We start from the raw sequence: 20,544 nt of genomic DNA, 5'->3' as shown, positions 1-20,544 counted from the left end.
TAATGGTTTAATGAAGTGCTCTTTTTTATATCGGAAGGTTATTAATTAAAACAGTAGATTTGTATAATGATGAGTAAAATTACCGGTGGACCAACTGAATACTTCTTTAAACAAAGAATATTAAATAAGTACGATATTGATTATTACCAATGCCTGGAAACAGGTTTCGTTCAAACTGAAGAACCTTATTGGCTGGATGAAGCTTATTCATCAGCGATAACTAAATTAGATGTGGGCTTGGTAATGCGAAATGAGGGATTAAGGAACAGCGCATCAAGGATTATTACTAAATATTTTAATGCCGATGCCAGGTTTCTAGATTATGCTGGAGGCTATGGCTTATTTACAAGGATGATGCGTGATAAGGGCTTCGATTTTTATCATACTGATCGGTATTGTGAAAATATATTTGCAGAGTATTTTGATTTGGAAAATGTTAATGCAGCGCCAGATTTTGAGCTTGTTACTGCTTTTGAAATATTTGAGCACCTGGTCAATCCTGTTCAGGATATTGAGCGGATCCTGACTTATAGTAATAACTTGTTATTTACGACTGAAATTATACCACAACAGTTTAAAGATTGGTGGTATATAAGCCCGGAAACGGGTCAGCATATTGCTTTTTATACAATTGCATCCTTACAGTACCTGGCGGATAAGTTTGGCTATAATTTTTATACAGATGAACAGAGTACTCACCTCTTTACAAAAACTACACTGAAAAAAAATCCTTTTCAAGAAGAAGAACTTCCTTATTTGATTAAGAAAATCAAAGCAAAATTAGATCGGTATTTCAGGAGAAACAATCCGGAAAGAGAGTCATTGCTTCACCACGATTGGGATTTTATAAAAAATAGCATCGTTTAACTTTTTCAAATCATTAAACAGATTACTTGAGCGCAATGTAATATTTCCCATACTTATATGTTAAAAAATCTGGATTTGTTTAACTAAAATTCTAATTTGTTGATATTAGCGGATTATATATTATACCTGGAATGGAAAGCAAAGAATTAGGGACGGCAACAAAAAAAAACAACAAAAATTTTAATTTTATTGATGGTATTCGCTGCATTGCCATGATTACTATTGTGATGGAACATGCTATTTCTTTAGATATTTATCATCCAACAGATAAACTTGGTATCCTCATTGTTTGCGCATGGACTCAATTAATCAAGTTTGGAACAATATGCTTTTTTCTCCTGGCAGGGTTTCTGATTGGAGAAAAGTTTATGGTGTATACACCCGCAGAGTACATGAAAAGAAGAATGGGGACAACTATTGGGCCTTGGTTTTTTTGGTCTGTTGTATTTCTCTTAACCATGTTGGCGAACGACCTGGTGAAGGCTGTTAAATTTAGCGGAGGAGATTTTGGGCCCAATTACGCAGCTGATTTTATGGAACACCTTAGGGCTGTATATCTTTTTAGTAATTTCTGGTTTATTCCTAATTTTTTAATATGCATTGGTATTTTATTACTATTTAGAAAATACCTTTATTCTAACTTATTTGGTGCAATATTGCTCTTGCTAACCTTATTCTATACCGTAAATATCTATTTTGAATGGATAGAGCCGAGGCATTCTGTTGCACTTTTTGGCTTTATTTTCTTTTTATGGCTAGGGGCCCAGATTAATAAGAATCTTAAACAGTTTGATGTTTTTATGAATAAGGTGCCTTACCTTTTAATCATATTCCTTTTGTTGGTCTTCTTTGTACTTGGAACGAAAGAAGAACTGTATTTAACGACTGTTAAAAGTACCGATCCTTATAATACTTTAAGGATTACGAATATTATTTATTCATTACTTTGCTTTGCACTTTTATATAAAATTAAAGAAATAAAGGTAATCAGCTTTTTAAAACCCCGCGAAACCACTTTTGGTGTCTATCTGATACACTTTATTTTAGTTGCATCATTGCTGCCAATGATATTTGTATCGTTAAAATTTAGTGTCGCCACGCTCTCATTGGGCGAACTGGTGTTGTACCAGTTTGGAAGGTTTGTAATTGTTTATATCCTTACGTATTTGATTGTTATGGGCATTAACAGGACAAAAGCAAGTTGGTTAGTAGGAAGATAGGGAAAGCATTTTTATACTCAAGAATATAAGCGTATTTTTGTCGATTAAAATAGTTTATTTTCGGAAAATTGAAGAATTATAGTAGTGCAATGATAAAAGTGCTGGTAATCGGTGATATCATGATCGACCATTATATTTATGGTAAATGTAATAGAATATCACCAGAAGCACCTGTTCAGGTGGTTGAGGTGGGGAAAGAAGAGTATACACTGGGCGGTGCGGGAAATGTAATTAAAAATCTTATTTCTTTTAATTGTGAAGTAGAGATTATATCTGTTATTGGAGAGGATAACTATGGAGATCTGATCCTCAGTCAGTTACGGGGTTTAGGAATTGGCACTGCTGGGATAGCTAAGGATCCCAACCGCTGCACCACTGTAAAGTCGAGAGTGCTTGCATCTAATCATCATCTTATCAGGCTGGATCGTGAAAATACGATCAAAATCGAGCAAGAAATAGAAGCCCAACTCTTAGTCAGTATTAATGATAGGATCGGTTATTATGATATTATCTTGATCTCGGATTACAACAAGGGTTTGCTTACCCCGTCATTTTTAGAAAAGATATTTGCAGTTTGTAAAGCTAACGGAAAGAAAACATTACTAGATCCTAAAGGAACCGATTTCTCTAAATATAAAGGGGTGAATATTATAAAACCCAATAAAAAAGAGGCTGTTTTGGCAACAGGTATTGAAATCAATAATCAAGAGACTTTATTGGAAGCCTGCATAATGCTTCAAAACATTACACAGTGTGATGAGGTTGTGATTACTTTGTCTGAAGAAGGGATTGCATCCTTTTCAGCCGGCAAGTTAAACCTGATCCAAACGAAGGCTTTAGATGTTATTGATGTAACCGGGGCTGGGGATACCGTGTTGGCTTCCATCGGTGTTTCAATTGCGTCAAATAAATCGCTTACTGAAGCTTGTGATTTTGCCAATCATGCTGCTGCCATAGTAGTGAGTAAAGTTGGAAGCGCAGTGGCCAGTTATGAAGAAATAGAAGAAAAATTCCCAACTATTTAAATTATAGAAATGCAAGACCAGATTAAAAACTTATTTGTAGAGCATCTTGAAGTTGCAAAACAATCTGCAGAAAAGCTTGAGGATAAAATTGCCCAGGCGTGTAAAATTATTACGGATTGTATCAAAAGCGGAAATAAAGTACTGTTATTTGGAAATGGTGGTAGTGCAGGAGATGCACAACATATAGCTGCTGAGTTTACAGGCAGGTTTTTTAAGGAACGGAAATCTTTGCCAGCTATCGCTTTGACAACAGATACATCAGCATTGACAGCTATTGGCAATGATTATGGTTTTGAGCGTGTTTTCGAACGTCAGGTAGAGGGATTGGCCAATGCAGGTGATGTGCTGATCGGCATTTCTACCAGTGGCAATAGTGAGAATGTGATCAGAGCGTTGAAACTGGGAAAAACCATAGGCTGCCATACTATTGGATTGAGCGGGCGCGATGGCGGAGAAATGAATGAGTACTGTAGCCCTAATATTGTCGTTCCTTCTCCGGTTACTGCAAGAATTCAGGAAATGCATATATTAATCGGACATATTATCTGTAGTGAGGTAGACGCAATTTATTAATAAGATATATGGAAACTTTAAATGAGCTTCAGGCTGAAAAGGTTTTAAGCGGTGATCAATTAACGTCAAAACTCGCAACATGGAAAGCACAAGGGTTAAAACTGGTATTTACCAATGGCTGTTTTGACCTGCTGCATATAGGCCATTTAAGCTACTTGTTAAAAGCTGCATCTTTTGGCGATAAATTAATAATCGGGCTTAATGCTGATAGCTCGGTTAAAAGGCTAAAAGGCGAAAGCAGACCGATTAACAAAGCCGATAGCAGGGCTTTAATGCTTGCTTCTCTGTTCTTTGTTGATGCGGTTGTGGTTTTTGAAGAAGATACTCCGCTGAATCTCATTACAACAGTGATGCCCGATGTATTGGTAAAAGGGGGAGATTACCTTGTTGAGAATATTGTTGGTGCAAAAGAGGTGATCGACAATGGTGGAGTGGTAAATATCGTGGATTTTATTAACGGTTATTCATCTACTTCTCTTATTCAAAAAATTTCTGGTCGATAATCTTTAAACCAGATTCTCAACCAACTTTTTTACTGTCCACTCAAAATGTGCTTGTAAATAGAAGTCGTGTCCGTTCTCACCATCCGGAATTACATTTGGTGTTTCAAAACTCGTTTCCAAAATCCGGGGAATTTTGAGTGCTTCTGCAATCGAATATGGGAAAGATTGGTTTCCGATAAAAAAGGCGGAGCCTGCAATAACTTGTGCCATTTGTTTAAAATCATTAACAGGCTGAAATTTTATATGCGGTAATTCTTTTTGCATATCCTGAAATTCAGACTCCACACCTAAAAAAGTGATATTGGGATATTGTTTCAAAAAATCGTAGCTAATATGCGGGTTACGGTAACGTGTACTTCTAGCCAGTACAATCTCCTTTGAAAACTTTTGATTAGCAATAACTCTGATCCATGGTTCGTTTACAGTAGGAACTACACCGGTAGTGTAGGCGTACCATTTAATAATGTTTCCTTTGTCCAACCATATCGGAAGTTTCCTGAATAGATCCAATTTTAAATGAATTTCTTCATTTTGATAAATTGAACAACCGTTGATGTAATCCTGCTCTAAAATCAATGGGATAAGCATTTCTGCCATTTTTTTATTCAATGTAACATTGCCCAACGGATGGGTGTAGAGCGGATGTAAATTGTGTGGCTGATCTATAAGAAGATAAAGATTTACTGGTTCGCTGATTAATTTTGTGATAGCTTTTATGGTAGGTAGTGCATAAATAATATCGCCTGCATTTCCGCTATGCACAATGTTCAGTTCTCCGTTTTGCTTTGCCAAGGCAATAATCTGATCAGGGTTCAGGAAATTATTTTCTGCTGTAAACAGATTTATCTTATCCTGTCGTTTCTTATTTGTTTTATACTCTTTAAGCTTGTGCTTATAGACGATGTATTTAGGTTTATCGGTAAGTTTTAAATATAGACCGGCTATTTTATTCAGCTTCTTAAATTCTTTGCCCATTTTATCTTTAACTATGTTTTTAACGTGATAAATCACTCACCAAACTTTCGAAATGATCCTGGAATAAGATATCATATCCCCCTTTTCCTTCAGGAACTACATTTATAATATCGGTACTCAGCTCTAATATTCGCTGCACTTTTAGTCCTTCGGCAACTGAGAAAGGAAAAGATTGATTGCCAATAAATAATTTACAGCCTGCAATGGTTTCTGCAAGTTCCAAAAAGTTTTTTACCTCACACCACGCTAAGTCTGGAATCTGCTTTTTCATCTCTTCATATTCAGAAGCTACGCCTATGAATTTTACATTTTTGTACTGAGCTAAAAATGAGAAATCAAGATTAACATTCTGATAGCGCCCGCTTCTTGCCAAAAGAATAGTTTGATTAAACTCCTGGCGTGGCGTAACACTTAGCCATGGCAACCATAAATCTGCATTTACTCCGGTAATATAACCGCACCATCTGGCTATATTTCCACGGTCGAGCGGAAATACACCTGCTCTAAAAACATCCAGATCTATATGGATGTGTTGATTGGTATAGGGTTCAATCAAATTAATATAGGGCTGCTTTTCAAGTAAAGGCAATAATAAATTAACCATTTTTTGATTAAGCATTACATTTCCTAAAGGATGGGATAATGTGCTCGAAAGAATTAAGGGTTGATTGAGCCTTAAGTAGAGATTTAGCTTAGCGCCTGTTAACTCATGTAATTTTTTGAGCGTAGGTAAAGCATAAATTACGTCGCCGGCATTGCCGCTATGATTTACATTTAGTGTATCTGTTTCGGTTAGTATCGATTTGATTTTTGGCAGGCTATTTAATCTATTGCCGCTTGTAAACAGATTGTTGAACTGTTGTTGATGGTAGTTCTTTAATTCCCACTTGTAAATTTTATATGCGCTTTTGTCGGTGTATTTTAACCACCATTTGCTGATAAGATTTCTTTTCTCAAACATAGTTTAATCGTTAAAAGCCTGCATATCTATTAACCTCTTATATAAGCCGTTCTGATGTATTAATTCGGCATGACTCCCGGTTTCTACAACATTACCTTTATCAATTACCACAATTTTATCGGCATGTTGTATCGTACTTAAGCGATGGGCAATTACAATTGAGGTGCGGTTCCTCATCAAGTTGTTTAATGCATCCTGTACCAGTTTTTCTGATTCGGTATCTAATGCAGAAGTTGCCTCATCTAAAAGCATAATGGGTGGATTGGCCAATACCGCCCTGGCAATACATACACGTTGACGCTGCCCACCCGAAAGCCTGTTGCCGCGGTCGCCCACAAAAGTTTGGTAACCATTTTCGGTATTTTCAATAAAATCGTGAGCATTGGCAATTTTTGCTGCAGCAATCACTTCTTCCATTGTTGCATTGGGGTTGGCAAATGCAATGTTGTTAAAAATAGTATCATTAAATAGAAAAGACTCCTGATTTACAGTTCCCATTTGAGCTCTGATACTTTCGGCAGTAAGACTTCTATAATCATTCCCATCTATAGAAATAGAACCAGATTTGGGATCATGAAAACGTGGAATTAAATCCATCAAGGTACTTTTTCCACCTCCTGATGGACCTACCAGTGCAACGGTTTTTCCTTTTTCAATTTCAAAGTTAATTCCGTTTAGAATTTGTTTCTCACCATAACTGAAAGACACATCTTTAAAGTTTATGGTATGGTTAAAGTCTTCAAGTACTTTTGCATCCGGGGCATTAACCAGTAATGGTTTGGTATCAATTAAGTCTAAAACGCGGTCGCCGGCAGCTATACCAGAGTGGATACCACTAAATGAATCGGCAAGGGCTTTTACCGGTTGCATTACTTGAGAGAATGTTGTAATGTATACCAGAAATTTTGCAGGCGTTAAGTCTCCTTGACCTGTTAAAATCATGGTGCCTCCGTAAAGTACAATAAATACCACCACAAATACCCCTAAAGTTTGTGAAACAGGAGAAGCAAGTTGTTGTCTTCTGGCCATTTTTCTGTTTAGAAAAGAATAGAATTTGTTCTCTTCGTCAAATTTATTTTTGATCCGTTGTGTAGCATTAAAAGCTTTTATAATTTTAATCCCACTTAAAGATTCGTCCAAAAAACCCAGCATTTTAGCAAAAGATTCATGTGATTCTTTAGCCTGTTGTTTTAAACGTTTAACAATTTTGCTGATAATAAAGCCTGAAACTGGGATTACCAGTAATGAAAATAAGGTTAATTTAAGTGATATTGATACAAGAACACCGACATAAAATAAAAGCTGTAATGGCTCTTTAAAAACAACCTGTAAGGTATTAGTTACCGTGAATTGTACCACCTGAACATCAGAGGCAACTTTTGAAATGATATCACCCTTGCGTTCATTGTTAAAAAAACCAACGTGAAGGTTCATTACATTATTAAAAACTGTTCTTCTAAGGTTTAATAAGGTATGTACCCTTAAATCTTCCATAAACCTTTGTGAAAGGTAACGGAAAAGATTTGACAGCACAACCGTTATTGAAATCACAATACATACTATTTTTAAGGTTCCGGTTTTGCCATAAATTGTGATCGCATGTTTGATGTACTCGCTAAACCTGGCCATAAAATCTATCGATGAACTTACTTTCGAAAGTGTGGTAGGGGCATCTTTTATGAATAAAGTTTCTAATAGAGGGCCTAAAAGTGTAAATAGAAAGGTGTTGAAAATAATGGCAAAAAGTGTCGCAATAATATAAGGTATTGCAAACTTTTCAATTGGTTTGGCAAATGATAATAAACGAAAATATGTTTTCATTTTATATAAAATGGATATGTATGATAGAAGATATAATGTTAACTTCCAGAAAAAAATCTAATTAAAACTCAGCAAATGTACGTTTTTCAAAGAAACCTTAGCAAAATAGAGCTTTAATCGCCGCTAAAATTACAATCGCTTAATTTTCTTGGCAGTAACAGATTGGTTAATAATTTGCATCACATCATCTATTTTTAGCAAGGATTGATGTTTGTGTTTGAGTACAGTTAATCTTTTTCTGCTTTCCAGTATTTGGGGCTTATGCGCCAGATAATCGCGATAACTGCTCCAAACCCAGGTTTTCCCAGTTAATAGTTTCGGAATTAGTTCAGTGAAGATTTGTTGTAGGGGATATAAAGTCTTTCTGGCCCCATGTAGGTGTATGCCTTGAAGGATATACCGGTTACGATAATAGATTTTTTTGATAAAGTCTGATTTGATCTGTGTTTTGGTACTGCCACTTACATGATGGAAACAAACCGACTGATGTTCGTAATAACATTTCCATCCCAATTGCCAGGCACGAAGGCTTAAATCAAAATCTTCTGAAGAGAAGGGTGAATAAATTTCATCGAAACCACCCAGTTCTTTCAGTTTTTTGGCATTAACCAAAGCATTCGCTCCAGAAAGGTAAGCCGTATAAACCGTTTCATCAGTTGGATTTTCGCTATAATAAAACTTATTAGCCTTTATTCTACAGCCTCCATAATACAACAAACGGGCGGCATCTTCAATTCTGGATTCATCAAAACTCATAATGCGAGCCATTACCCCAAAAGTATCGGGCTTGTTAAAGTATTTAAATTGATGTTCAAAATAGTTGGGCGTAAGTTTAACATCAGAATTTAAAAGTAAAATCAGTTCATGTTTTGCTTCGCCTATACCGTGGTTGCAGGTATAAGAAAAACCTCTGTTGCGATCATTAACAAGTAATTTTATCTGCGGGTAATTCGTTTGGACAAATGAAATACTGTCATCCTTTGAACCATCATCAATAACAATAATTTCAAATTCGGTTCCGGCATTTTGAGCCGCAATGAAAACTGAAGGCAGGTACTTTTCCAGCAGATGCTTGCCGTTATAATTGGGAATTACGATAGAAACACTTTTCTGCATCTATTTAACAATTTTATAATTTCGGTATTCAAACAATCGTAATCCGGTTAAATCTTCAATTTTCTGAAGTAGCTTTCTTCTGAAATTCATTTTTGGCGTTTCCTTGGTCAGGTCTTTTTCAAATTTCCAGTTTGCAGCAGCAATCCTGGTCTGCATTACTTTGGGGTGACTTCCCTTAAAATGAACCAAACGGTCGGCATTGTGCATATCAAAAGTATCCTGAACGGGATAATTTGCCTCGATCCATTCTTCTGTTTGGTAGAATTGATTAAAGTTACGCACTTTTCCTTGTAAGCCTTTGGGGGGCTTTACCCAGCCATAATGATAAACATAGGCATCAATCAATTTAACCTTTAGCTTACGGTCGTTAATCCTGAAACCTTGCGCATCCCGGTAGGAATGCACACCAGGGAGGTTTTTAATGATACGTACCTCTCTTCTGTACCAACGTCTTGATTCAGCCAGGTAATCGTATGAAGCGTAAAAGTGTTTATATTTTAAAAGCAGGGCCTCAACATTTGGATTGTTAAGCTCCTGTTCCATCTCTTTTTTAATTAATGGCAAATATTCCTCGTGGATGGCTTCGTCTCCCTGGATATAGATCATCCAATCGGTATCTGCTGATATTTCGGCGAGGGCCTTATTGGTTTCGTCGGCAAAAACGCGCCCGCCTTCGCGAATGCTATCGTCCCAAACGGTATCAATCGTTCTGATCTTCTCAGGGGCGATCTGTTTAACCATTTCAGAAGTTCCATCGGTAGAATTTCCTAATGCCACTATAAAATCATCGCATAAAGGGAGCACTGAAAGTATGGCTTCTTTTGCCGGGTAATCGTTAACAATCGCATTTCTTAAAAAGGTAAAGCCGGTTACTTTCATTCAGTTTTGTTGTTGATGGCCTTTTGTGGCTAATAATTTTTGTTTATTTGTACAAAGATAGCTTTATTGATGAATACGTATCTATCCATTTTAAACGAAGTAAAAGCTGGCAATTATCGGATATTGGCAAGGGCTTTAACCCTGGTTGAGAATGATATTGAGCCATCGGTTGCAATTTTAAAAGATTTGGATAGCCGTGTTAATGTGCCGGTTTTAGGGATTACTGGTCCCCCGGGTGCTGGTAAAAGTACCTTGGTGAATGCCATAACCAATCATTTTACGGCCAAAGGAAAACGCATTGCCATATTGGCGATAGACCCGACCTCTCCTTTTAATTTCGGTTCTTTACTCGGCGATCGCATCCGGATGGCCAGTCAGTTTAATAAGCCTGATGTTTTTATCCGCTCATTAGCTACCCGTGGGGCTTTGGGAGGTATTTCTGCCAAAACCATCGAAATGGTAGATGTTTTAAAAGCCTCGAATTTTGATTTAATTATTATTGAAACAGTTGGCGTAGGTCAATCAGAAGTGGAGATTGCAGGGTTGGCAGATAAAACTGTTGTGGTACTGGTACCCGAATCGGGAGATGAGGTGCAGAATATCAAATCAGGTTTGATGGAAATTGCAGATTGCTTTGTAATTAACAAAGCCGATCGGGCAGGGGCTGATACTTTTGCGAACAACTTGAAGAAAGTAGTGCATCAGGGCACTAAAACCATCCCGATTTTAAAAACCATTGCTGATAAAAATTCTGGGATTGATACTTTATGTGAATGGATAGAAAAACCAAAAGCTTTAGATCATGAGAAGAGAGCACTTTTATTTGCTGAAAAAGCATGGAAAATTATTCAACATCAAAAAATGCAGCATATAAATAAAAAAAGGCTGCTTGAAAAAATCCAGGCAGCCTTATTGCAAGATGATTTTAATATTTACAGGTTTGCAGATAGCTTTTGCAACAGTTAAATGGTTAATTGTTTAAACTGGTTAACTGAGGACTGTAAACCGCCAACTGTGTACTTAAACCCAGCTAGCTATTCATAATATCTTCAATCTCCTCTGCAGCTAATGGAATATCGGCCATTAAATCTACATTGCCATTAGCAGTAATGAGGATGTTGTTTTCTAAACGTATGCCTAAGCCTTCTTCAGGAATATAAATGCCTGGTTCTACCGTTAATATATTGCCCGTTGCAAATGGTGTGTATCTGCCTGCAAAATCGTGTACATCGATGCCTAAATGATGAGAAGTGCCATGCATAAAGTATTTTTTGTATGCAGGCCATGCAGGATTTTGATTTTTTACTTCTTCAGTAGTGATTAAACCCAGTTTAATCAGTTGTTCTGTCATCACTTCTCCAACCTGTTCATGGTAAGTATTCCACAAAACACCTTCACCAATTAATTTAATCGATTCTTTCATTACATGGTGTACGGCATTGTAAACCTCTTTTTGTCTGGTCGTAAATCTTCCGTTTACCGGGATTGAACGGCTCATATCGGCGTTATAATTTGCATATTCTGCACCAAAATCAAAAAGAATTACATCGCCATCTTTGCAAGTCTGGTTATTATCGTTATAATGAAGGATATTGGCATTATGGCCAGAGGCGATAATCGGCGTATAGGCATGACCTGTACCACCCTGGCGGATAAATTCATGAATAATTTCTGCTTCAATTTCATATTCCTTAACACCAGGTTTGGTAAACTTCAATACTCTTATAAAGGCATCGCGTGTTATAGTACATGCTTTTTTGGTCAATTCAATCTCTACATCAGATTTTACCGCCCTTAAGCCTCTCATAATTGGAGCCGAACGCTCAAAATGATGCAACGGATATTTTGATTTTATTTTTTCGATGAAACGCAAATCGCGGTAGGGCACCTCAGGCGAATAGCGATCGTTTTCATTGGTGTTTAAATAAATGTGATCGGCATAGTTAACAATACTGTGTAAGATGTTGTCAAAATCTTCCAGCCAGTAGATAGCCTCAATGCCCGATGCAGCTTTAGCCTGCTCTTTGGTGTACTTATATCCTTCCCAAACCTTAATGTAATCGTTGGTCTGTCTTAAAAACAGGACTTCCCTGTACAAAGGATTAGGACAATCGGGATATAACAGCAGTATGGTTTGCTCCTGATCAATTCCTGATAAATAAAATAAATCAGGATTTTGCTTAAAAACAAAGTTTTGATCACCACTCCTGGGAAATTCATCACTGGCGTTGAATATAGCTAACGATTTGTTTTTTAGTTGTTTACTGAAGTTTTTTCTATTTAAGATAAATAACGACTGATCGATGGTTGGATATTTCATAGAAATGGTATTTTTATACTGTAAATGGCCAAATGTAAGAAAATGATCATTGACTGTGAAGTTTGGAACGGAGTTTGTATAAAAGTTTGAAAATTTAAAATTTTGTTTAATTTTGCGATTACTAAAAAATTAATCAATTAAATTGTTTAACCCTTAAAAAAGAAAAAGATTATGAATTATTCTACTTTAAAGAAAAGTGTTGCGCTTTCTTTAGTGGCATTAACAGGAGTTGCTTCTCTTGCTGTCGCTCAGGATGCTCCTGCAACCTCTTCTGCTGTCAAGGTATTTGGCGGTAGAGGTCAGTACAGAACTTGGTCTATCGGTGTACATGGTGGTGTTTTAATGCCAGTTGTAGCTATCGGTGGTACTAACGATTTCAACAAATGGGATGCTAACTTAGGTTACGGTTTAAACATCCGTAAACAATTAGGTCACTCTTTCGGTTTAGAATTAAACGGAACTCGTGGTAAACTTTCTGGTAACAACGATGGTCTTAGCAATCCTGCTATCAAAGAATTCGAAACTCAATTACAATATGCTGTAGATTTACGCGGTGTTGTAAATTTAGGTTCTATCGATTTCTTACGTCGTGAAAACTCTGTAGGTTTCTTCTTAACAGCTGGTGCTGGTATGTTGGCTTACGCTCCAAAAGTAACTACTTCTACAGGCGTAATTGACTGGAAAGGTAAAGCTGTTGGTCCTGCTGATGACAGACACGATGCTAAAGACTATGTAAAAGGTTTCTATATTCCAGTTGGTGCTGGTGTTAAATTCAAAGTTTCTGAGCGTGTTAACTTTAACTTAGGTTACACTATGAACTTTGTTGATGCTGATAACTTAGACGGAGTTTATGCTAAAGGTCAAACTAAAGATAAATTCTCTTACGGTTATGCTGGTTTAGAATTCTCTTTAGGTTCTTCAGCTAAACCAAGCTTAGAGTGGACTAACCCATTAGCTACTATGTACGATGAGTTAAAAGATCCAACTTTACGTCAAGAAGTTGAAGCATTGAAAAACCGTGTTTCTGCTGTTGAGAAATCTGTTGAAGATTTGAAAAAAGATTCTGATGGTGACGGTGTTGCTGATCAATTCGATAAATGCCCAGGTACTCCTGCTGGTACTGCTGTTGATGGTTCAGGTTGTCCGCTTCCAAAACCAGCTCCAGTTGAAACTCAAACTTCAAATGTAACTGGCTTCGAGAAAATCGGTTTCGATTTCAACTCTTCAGTTTTAAAAACTGAGTCTTACCCTACTTTAGATAAATTATCTTCAACTTTACGTGAAAACGGTGGTAAAGTAACTGTAAACGGTTACGCTTCTAGCGAAGGTACTGCTGCATATAACTTGAAGTTATCTAAAGACAGAGCTAACTCTGTTAAAACTTACTTGGTAAACTCTGGCGTTAACGCTAGTCAAGTTGCTACTAAAGGTTATGGCGAAGCTAACCCAATTGCTTCTAACGATACTGAAGAAGGTCGTATCCAAAACCGTCGTGTTGAAACTGCTAGAAACTAGTATTTCAATATAAAAGATAAGAAAGTCCCGATGCAAATCGGGACTTTTTTTATGCCTTTTAGTTTCGCCTGTTAAGCTTTTTCGCTAAGTTTGTATTATGTACTTCTTTCGAAAAAAGGATCCCAACAGGCCAACTAATATCAATATCAGGATTATGCATTTCATCAATGCACTGGCCATATCTATTTTTCTTGCAGGCATCATTTATAAGCTGATTCAATGGCTTGCCAGGTAATCTTAAAACTAATATGAAACAAATTATTAAAACCACTAATGCTCCAGCTCCAATTGGACCATATAGCCAGGCTGTACAAGCCGGAAATTTTTTATTCGTGTCTGGTCAGGTAGCAATTAATCCTGAAAACGGAGAGCTAAATATTGGCAATATCGAAGAAGAAACACATCAGGTTATGCGTAACCTTAAAGCGGTACTGCTTGAGGCTGGGTTAAACTTCGATCATGTTGTAAAATCTACCATATTTTTAAGTGACATGGGAACTTTTGCGCAGGTAAACGAAATTTATGGTCAATATTTTAGTGCTAACTTTCCTGCCCGCGAAACCGTTCAGGTTTCTGTATTGCCTAAAAACGTAAATGTAGAAATTTCTGTGATTGCCATTGTAGGATAATTCCAGCCTCTGGAAAATCATTTTTATTGCTGACATTGTTCCTTAAATGCGGAACAATGTCATGTCTATCCAATGCATGATAGAAAAGTAGCCAATCTCATATCATTTTCTATCTCTAATTGTTGCAGATTATAATCCTTAAAATTAGGAAGGTTAATCGCTACTAGTTTTTGTTTATTTGCTTTTACTGCCATCGATCATTATTTTTAATGCGCAATTGCTAAAAACGTAGTTTATCAGAAACACACTTATTCGTTGAATTCGATCTTAGATACACCTGTTGAATTTATAAAGGGCGTAGGGCCTAGTCGTGCCGATGTTTTGAAAAAAGATCTTGGTCTTTTTACTTTTCAGGATATGCTGGCGCATTACCCCTTTCGCTACATCGACCGCACCAAGTATTTTAAGATTAATCAGATTAATATCGATTCGCAATATATACAGATTATTGGACGGATTATTGGCAAAAAGGTAATTGGCGATAAAAGAGCAAAGCGGATTGTTGCTGTTTTTAAAGATGAAACCGGAATAATGGAGCTCGTATGGTTCCAGAGTTTAAAATGGGTTGACGACAACATTACGGTGGGTACAGCTTATGTAGCCTTTGGTAAGCCTACTTTCTTTAATGGTACTTTTAGCATTTCTCATCCGGAAATGGAATTGTACCAGAATAAACCTGTTGGAAGAGGAAACTTAACTTTGCAGCCTGTTTACAACTCCACCGAAAAGCTAAAAAAATTCAATCTCGATTCAAAAGGTATTCAGCGCTTAATTGCCGGCCTGCTAGATCAGGTAATTCAACAGGTGACAGAAAATTTGCCAGCCTATATCCTCGATAAATACCAGCTGCCGGATAAAAGAATGGCATTGCTGAATATTCATTTTCCCAAAAATCAAAAAGATTTAAGTGCTGCCGAAAGGCGTTTGAAATTTGAAGAATTGTTCTTTATTCAGCTTCAGCTTTTACATAATAAGCAGCTTAGGCAGCTAAAATTTAAAGGTGCAACTTTTGATAAGGTTGGCGATAAAGTAAACCGTTTTTACAAGGAGTTTTTGCCTTTCGAGCTTACCAATGCACAGAAGCGCGTGGTTAAAGAAATCAGGATTGATACCCAGCGCGGTGTGCAGATGAACAGGCTTGTGCAGGGCGACGTAGGAAGCGGCAAAACGGCTGTGGCGCTCATGAGTATGCTGCTGGCCAATGATAACGGCTACCAGGCCTGTATGATGGCTCCTACAGAGATTTTGGCCCGGCAGCATTATGCGTCCATTACAGATTTAGTTACAGACGAACTGGTGAAGGTTGCTATCTTAACCGGAAATACCAAAAAGAAAGAACGTGCTATTTTACATGAACAATTGGAAAGTGGCGAAATCGATATATTAATTGGTACCCATGCACTGATAGAAGATAAAGTTCAGTTTAAAAACCTGGGATTAGTGGTTATCGATGAGCAACACCGTTTCGGAGTAGAGCAACGTGCTAAACTCTGGCGAAAAAATATCATTCCTCCACATATTCTGGTGATGACTGCGACGCCAATTCCAAGAACCCTGGCCATGACACTCTATGGCGATCTGGATGTCTCAATTATTGACGAATTACCTGCCGGAAGAAAGCCTATTGAAACTAAACATCTTTTTGAAGGCCAGCGTTTAAGGATGTTCGGCTTTATTAAGCAGGAGATAGCCAAAGGCCGGCAGGTATATATTGTTTATCCGCTGATTAAAGAAAGCGAGAAACTCGATCTTTTACATCTGGAAGCAGGAGTTGAGCAACTGAGTTATCAATTTCCGCGGCCTGATTACCAGATTAGTATTGTACATGGTCAAATGGCCAATGCAGATAAACAGTTTGAGATGGAGCAGTTTATAGCCGGTAAAAGCCAGATTATGGTCGCCACTACTGTAATTGAAGTTGGGGTAAATGTACCCAATGCTTCGGTAATGGTGATCGAAAATTCAGAGCGGTTTGGCCTTTCGCAGCTCCATCAGCTGCGGGGCAGGGTTGGGCGGGGTGCTGAACAATCTTTCTGTATTTTAATGAGTGGCAATAAGCTGAGCAAAGAAGGAAAAGTTCGTTTAGAAACCATGGTGCGCACCAATAACGGTTTCGAAATTTCAGAGATTGATTTGCAGCTTCGTGGCCCCGGCGATATTACCGGCACCCAGCAAAGTGGGGTTTTAGATCTGAAGCTCGCCGATTTAGCTAAAGATCAGGTTATTTTGGCTGAAGCGAGGAATACCGTGATTGCTTTATTCGAAGATGATCCGCAGCTGTCCAAACCAGAACACGCTATGCTAAAAGCACATCTTCAAAAACTCGAGAGGGGAATTTCTTTCGATAAAATCAGCTGATTTTTCTGCAAGCTGATTATCCTTCCATTTTTAGAGAAAATACTGCTGCCCGGGCATTAGAAAAAAACAGACTTAGTGTATATTATACAAGAACTCCCGGCTTTGTATTTTTTAATCTACTTTGCGTAGTTTTATCCGTTTTTTTTACGAATACACCCCTTATAATTATTAATTTACCCCGGCATTAAAATCATAATAGTTTTTATCTTGCAGTTAACCAAATATAAACTGTCATACTGACAAGTCCAGTTCAAGGGCTGAAGAGTCGCAGTAGTTTTTAACTTCATAATATGGCTATATTGTTAATTTAAAGCAGTTAATAGGGGGTGATAAAAATATTGATCAATCCGGGCAGCCAAGGTGGAATCTCTGAAGGTAATTTTTGTGTAAGCAATTGTTTCAGTTGATCATATTTTAATCATTCATTTTTAGACGTCTAATCATTACTTCTATGTATTAAATAGTATTACAATCAGTATCTAACCAAAATAAATTGAAAACTATGAAAAAAAATCTATTGAAGACTTTTGCCAGAAGCAGCATGTTTCTTGTTTGCGGCGGTTGTCTTGTTTTTTCTTCGCCTGTAAGCGCTGCGATGCGCAAGAAAGAACCACTTCATCTTTACAAATTGCCCTTTCAGGACATCGTTGTAAAAGGAGAGGTTACAGATGGCAAAGGGCCAATACCTGGTGTTAGTGTTAAATTAAAAGGAGGAACAGCAAGTACGGTAACCGATGGTTCTGGTAAGTTTAGTATCAAAGTGCCGGAAAACGGTACGCTGGTTTTTACTTATGTAGGCTATGTAGACCAGGAAGTTGAAGTGAAAAATCAAACCAGTATTAAAGTAAAGCTGGTAGAAAACAACCAGAACCTTTCCGAAGTAGTCGTAGTAGGTTATGGAACACAAAAGAAAGCTGTCGTTTCAGGAGCGGTGGCTGCAGTTAAAGGTACTGAACTAGCAAAATCTTCTTCTGTAAACTTAACCAACTCACTGGCCGGACGTTTGCCAGGAGTAACTGCATTACAGAGTAGTGGCGAGCCCGGATATGATGGTTCTACTATTCGAATCCGCGGTATCAATTCATTAGGGAACAATAATGCCCTAATCGTAATCGATGGGATTCCAAACCGTGCCGGAGGTATGGAGCGCCTAAATCCGAACGATATTGAAAGTGTATCGGTTTTAAAAGATGCCTCAGCAGCCATCTACGGTTCGCAGGCGGCAAATGGCGTTATCCTCATCACCACCAAATTAGGTAAATCGGGCAAACCTCAGTTCTCTTACGATTTTAGCTATGGTTTACAGCAGCCAACACGGATACCTAAAATGTCGAACTCGACCGAATATGCCGAAATATTAAATGAACTGAATATTTTTGGATCAGACCTGAGCCCTAATGAGTGGTCGGCGGCCTGGAACAGTTTTAAAACAAATGGAACTTATACTTCAACAGCGGGAAAGGTAATCAATGCCGCTTATAAACCAGACGAAATCAGAAAATTAGGCGATGGCTCAGACCCATTAAGATATCCGAATACTGATTGGTTTAAGACCGTTTTTCAAACCTGGTCGCCACAACAAAAGCATAACGTTCAGATTAACGGGGGAAGCGAAAATGTAAAATATCTGGCTTCACTTGGTTACCTGGATCAGGATGGATATTACAAAAACTCAGCTACCGGCTATAAACAGTACGATTTGCGTTTTAATCTCGAAGCTAAATTAAGTAAATACATCACCACTACATTAGGGGTAAACGCCCGCGAAGAGGATCGTAATTTCCCAACTGTTGGTGCCGGAGATATTTTTAGGTTTTTAATGCGTGGCCGACCTACTGAAATAGCCATATGGCCTAATGGTTTACCCGGAAGGGATATTGAGTATGGTTATAATCCGGTTGTTTCTACTACTGATTTAACTGGTTATAATAAAGATGTAAGGGATTATTTTCAAACTACCGGTAAGGTTGAAATTAAAATACCAGGTGTGGATGGATTAAAAGTTACCGGAACAGCAGCCATAGATAAATATTCGGGCAGGCAAAAAAACTGGCAACTACCATGGACGCTTTATGACTGGGATAAAAAAACCTTTGAGGCTGATGGAGTAACTCCAGTATTAACCGGTACAATACGATCGCAATATACCGACCCAAGACTAAGGGAAACAGCTGGCGGACAGTTGGCGGTAAACTTAACCGGAATGATCAATTACGATAAAAAAATTGGCGATCATAATATTGGTTTAATGGCTGGGGTAACCCGCGAAAAAGTTGCGAACGATGGCTTCACGGCTTTTAGAAGGTATTTCCTGTCATCAGCAATTGAAGAGTTACTGGCAGGGGATGAAAAGGAGCAATCGCTGGGCAACAATCCCGGAGACCCCAATAATTTATATAACAGGGCACGTTTAAGTTATTTCGGAAGGGCTGGCTATAACTATAAAGAAAAATACCTGGCCGAATTTCTTTGGCGGGTAGATGGTTCGTACATTTTCCCAACCAACAGGCGTTTTGGGTTCTTCCCAGGTGTATCGTTGGGCTGGCGCTTATCAGAAGAAGATTTCTTTAAAAACAATGTCAGCTTTATCAATAACTTGAAAATCAGAGCATCATACGGTCAGATGGGAGCTGAGGCCTATTTTGGCGATGCCTTACAAGAATATCAATACCTCAGTTTGATGAATTTTGGAAGCTATATCTTCAATGATCTCGTTACTAAATCCATCACAGAAGGTAAGGTGCCTAATTTAGACTTTGGATGGGAAGTAGCCAATAATACTAACGTTGGTTTAGACGCGTCATTCTTAAATAACAGATTATCGTTAGAATTCGATTATTTCTATAATAAACGTACCAATATCCTGATTAGCAGAGGTAGCTCGGTTCCGGAAAGCACTGGTATAACCGACCGTTTGCCGCCTGTTAACCTGGGCAAAGTAAACAATAAGGGGTTCGAGTTTAAATTAAGTTATAATGACAGGGTTGGCGATTTAAATTTTGGAGTAAGTGTTAATGGTGGTTATGCCAAGAACAAAATCATATTCTGGGATGAAACTCCTGGAGCGCCTGAATGGCAACGTTCTACCGGTAGGGTAACCAATTCGTGGTTGGTATACGATTATGATGGTGTTTTTAGAGATCAGGCAGAAATTAACGCAAATACCTTAAATTATAGTGCCTTAACCAATAACCTGCGTCCTGGCGATATGAAATTTAAGGATATTAATGGTGATGGTAAAATTAATGCAGATGATAAAATCCGTTTGGATAAAAATGGTACCCCAACTTTTACCGGAGGTGTAAATTTAAACCTTCAATATAAAGGATTCGATTTATCGGTGCTTATTCAAGGTGCTACGGGCGGTATGCAAATTGTAGGCTTAACAGAATCAGGTGATATTGGTAACTTCCTGGAATGGTCGTATTTAAACCGCTGGAGCATTGATAACCCAAGTTCGGTAAATCCGCGCTTATCAAACCGTGGCGCTACCTATTATACCGATAGCAACAATGCATTAAATAATACCTATTGGTTACGCAGTAACAACTACATCAGACTTAAAAATGTTGAATTGGGCTATACATTACCAAATACGCTGGTAGAAAAAATTGGTCTTAATTCAGTACGGGTATATGCCAATGGCTTAAACCTGTTTACGCTGGATAAAATCAAGGTTTGGGATCCTGAATCGACCAACTCAAGTGGTCAGTACTATCCACAGGCCCGTGTAATTAACATGGGTATTAAAGCCGCCTTTTAAATAAATGTATAGCTGTTTA

General features: G+C 37.8%; 17 protein-coding genes. 11 read left to right on the top strand and 6 right to left on the bottom strand.

Features of this window, described 5'->3' with window-relative positions:
• The first annotated feature begins 66 nt into the window (after positions 1-66).
• The 5 genes from BLR37_RS13455 (at position 67) to rfaE2 (ending at position 4,188) form a co-directional block, all read left to right on the top strand.
• The gene (locus BLR37_RS13455) at positions 67-867 is read left to right on the top strand and encodes a class I SAM-dependent methyltransferase (RefSeq protein ID WP_090769357.1); all 801 of its coding nucleotides are present in this window, start codon (positions 67-69) and stop codon (positions 865-867) included.
• Between the two features lie 131 nt (positions 868-998).
• Positions 999-2,087, top strand: coding sequence for an acyltransferase family protein (locus BLR37_RS13450; RefSeq protein WP_090769355.1), 1,089 nt, complete (start codon positions 999-1,001; stop codon positions 2,085-2,087).
• Between the two features lie 68 nt (positions 2,088-2,155).
• The gene (gene rfaE1, locus BLR37_RS13445) at positions 2,156-3,112 is read left to right on the top strand and encodes a D-glycero-beta-D-manno-heptose-7-phosphate kinase (protein ID WP_143009574.1); all 957 of its coding nucleotides are present in this window, start codon (positions 2,156-2,158) and stop codon (positions 3,110-3,112) included.
• Positions 3,113-3,121: 9 nt separating this feature from the next.
• Positions 3,122-3,685 (top strand): D-sedoheptulose 7-phosphate isomerase, encoded by a 564-nt coding sequence (locus tag BLR37_RS13440; protein ID WP_090769351.1) that lies wholly within the window; start codon positions 3,122-3,124, stop codon positions 3,683-3,685.
• Between the two features lie 8 nt (positions 3,686-3,693).
• The gene (gene rfaE2, locus BLR37_RS13435; RefSeq protein WP_090769349.1) at positions 3,694-4,188 is read left to right on the top strand and encodes a D-glycero-beta-D-manno-heptose 1-phosphate adenylyltransferase; all 495 of its coding nucleotides are present in this window, start codon (positions 3,694-3,696) and stop codon (positions 4,186-4,188) included.
• A gap of 3 nt (positions 4,189-4,191) precedes the next feature.
• On the opposite strand, the gene BLR37_RS13430 is transcribed toward rfaE2, so the two are convergent.
• From BLR37_RS13430 to BLR37_RS13410, 5 genes are all read right to left on the bottom strand, one after another.
• A complete protein-coding gene (locus BLR37_RS13430; protein WP_090769347.1) occupies positions 4,192-5,163 on the bottom strand; it encodes a hypothetical protein in 972 nt (323 codons plus the stop codon).
• A 19-nt stretch (positions 5,164-5,182) separates the two neighbouring features.
• Positions 5,183-6,124, bottom strand: a complete 942-nt coding sequence (locus tag BLR37_RS13425; RefSeq protein ID WP_090769345.1) for a hypothetical protein — start codon at positions 6,122-6,124, stop codon at positions 5,183-5,185.
• A gap of 3 nt (positions 6,125-6,127) precedes the next feature.
• Positions 6,128-7,945, bottom strand: a complete 1,818-nt coding sequence (locus BLR37_RS13420; RefSeq protein ID WP_090769343.1) for an ABC transporter ATP-binding protein — start codon at positions 7,943-7,945, stop codon at positions 6,128-6,130.
• Between the two features lie 129 nt (positions 7,946-8,074).
• Positions 8,075-9,061: a glycosyltransferase family 2 protein gene (locus BLR37_RS13415; protein WP_090769339.1), complete on the bottom strand. Its 987-nt coding sequence runs from the start codon at positions 9,059-9,061 to the stop codon at positions 8,075-8,077.
• A complete protein-coding gene (locus BLR37_RS13410) occupies positions 9,062-9,940 on the bottom strand; it encodes a glycosyltransferase family protein (protein ID WP_090769337.1) in 879 nt (292 codons plus the stop codon).
• A 69-nt stretch (positions 9,941-10,009) separates the two neighbouring features.
• Here BLR37_RS13410 and meaB point away from each other — a divergent pair, with 69 nt between their 5' ends.
• Positions 10,010-10,906 carry a methylmalonyl Co-A mutase-associated GTPase MeaB gene (meaB, locus tag BLR37_RS13405; RefSeq protein WP_090769335.1) on the top strand — a complete coding sequence of 299 codons (897 nt, stop codon included), beginning with the start codon at positions 10,010-10,012 and terminating at the stop codon, positions 10,904-10,906.
• Positions 10,907-10,970: 64 nt separating this feature from the next.
• Here the strand turns inward: meaB and BLR37_RS13400 are convergent, their stop codons facing one another.
• Positions 10,971-12,260, bottom strand: coding sequence for an aminopeptidase P family protein (locus BLR37_RS13400; protein WP_090769333.1), 1,290 nt, complete (start codon positions 12,258-12,260; stop codon positions 10,971-10,973).
• 171 nt (positions 12,261-12,431) lie between these two features.
• Between BLR37_RS13400 and BLR37_RS13395 the strand changes: the two genes are divergently transcribed.
• The 5 genes from BLR37_RS13395 (at position 12,432) to BLR37_RS13380 (ending at position 20,525) form a co-directional block, all read left to right on the top strand.
• On the top strand, positions 12,432-13,775 hold the full coding sequence (locus tag BLR37_RS13395) for an OmpA family protein (protein ID WP_090769331.1): 1,344 nt from the start codon (positions 12,432-12,434) through the stop codon (positions 13,773-13,775).
• 97 nt (positions 13,776-13,872) lie between these two features.
• A complete protein-coding gene (locus BLR37_RS25690; RefSeq protein WP_341844541.1) occupies positions 13,873-14,010 on the top strand; it encodes a DUF6728 family protein in 138 nt (45 codons plus the stop codon).
• A gap of 13 nt (positions 14,011-14,023) precedes the next feature.
• Positions 14,024-14,404 (top strand): RidA family protein, encoded by a 381-nt coding sequence (locus tag BLR37_RS13390; RefSeq protein WP_090769565.1) that lies wholly within the window; start codon positions 14,024-14,026, stop codon positions 14,402-14,404.
• Positions 14,405-14,659: 255 nt separating this feature from the next.
• The gene (gene recG, locus BLR37_RS13385; protein WP_090769330.1) at positions 14,660-16,762 is read left to right on the top strand and encodes an ATP-dependent DNA helicase RecG; all 2,103 of its coding nucleotides are present in this window, start codon (positions 14,660-14,662) and stop codon (positions 16,760-16,762) included.
• A 502-nt stretch (positions 16,763-17,264) separates the two neighbouring features.
• On the top strand, positions 17,265-20,525 hold the full coding sequence (locus BLR37_RS13380) for a SusC/RagA family TonB-linked outer membrane protein (RefSeq protein ID WP_208599658.1): 3,261 nt from the start codon (positions 17,265-17,267) through the stop codon (positions 20,523-20,525).
• Positions 20,526-20,544: the final 19 nt, after the last annotated feature.

Source organism: Pedobacter soli (assembly GCF_900101435.1).
Taxonomy (GTDB): Bacteria; Bacteroidota; Bacteroidia; order Sphingobacteriales; family Sphingobacteriaceae; genus Pedobacter; species Pedobacter soli.
This window is presented reverse-complemented; position numbering and strand designations above follow the sequence as displayed.